This window comes from Actinomyces johnsonii (genome assembly GCF_006546835.1).
GTDB lineage: Bacteria > Actinomycetota > Actinomycetes > Actinomycetales > Actinomycetaceae > Actinomyces > Actinomyces johnsonii.
Genome location: NZ_VICB01000041.1, coordinates 445 through 1,183, shown reverse-complemented (window position 1 = coordinate 1,183; position 739 = coordinate 445). Strand labels below are relative to the sequence as shown.

The 739-nt window shown below is 63.5% G+C and carries 1 protein-coding gene and 1 pseudogene; both read right to left on the bottom strand.

The features are described from left to right. Positions 1-247, bottom strand: a pseudogene (locus FK256_RS14485) (hypothetical protein); the annotation flags it as partial. Between the two features lie 67 nt (positions 248-314). Beyond that, positions 315-739, bottom strand: a 425-nt coding sequence (locus FK256_RS14210) for a hypothetical protein (protein WP_170197988.1), incomplete at its 5' end; no start/stop codon positions are given.

Here is a 739-nt window from a genome sequence, read left to right as displayed (position 1 = left end):
CAACACCCCACACAACCACCCTCACCAGGGGGCGGCAAAGTCGATTCAGGTGATTAGCTAAACAAGCAGCCTGACGACTCGCTCTGGTGCGTCGGACCTGGACCACCTGAGCCGCCCCGAGGAAGACCGCCCAGGTGGGGGCCTCGACCGCTTTAATGGTGTGTCGCCCCCGCCGCCCGTGAGAGATGTCGACCGAGGAGGTGGACAGGACGTCCTTCCACGGCAGCTTCTTGAACGTCTTACGCACACCGGGCTGGTTGTTCTTGACGGTGAGTACGTGGTGAAGCGCCCTGGGTTTCGATTGGTGATTGACTTTATGGGAACTGTGTGGACGCGGGTGGGGTTGGGTGGTTGGTGGTGTGGTGGGTGAGGGTGCCTCCGATGGCGGCGGCTAGGTCGCGGGCGACGTGGTGCTGACCGGTGATGGGCATACGGGCCACGCCCTGGGGCAACCAATCCAGATCGGTGGGGTCCGGCGGTTCCCCCTGGGGGTGGAAGGTGATCCAGGTGATATGGATCCCGGCCTCCAACAACCCCCGCAACTCTCGGGAGACCATGGTGCGCTCATAGGACACGTTGGCCTCACCTGTGGCGTCGGTGATGATGAAGATGGAGCGCACGCCCTTGGCGGTGGTCAGACCCAAATGATCCACCCCCAACCGCAACCCCACCCGCACATAGGTGGTGTAGTCCTCGGTGCGCAGGTGAGGAACAAGGTTGGGGATGCGCCCAGCCTCGG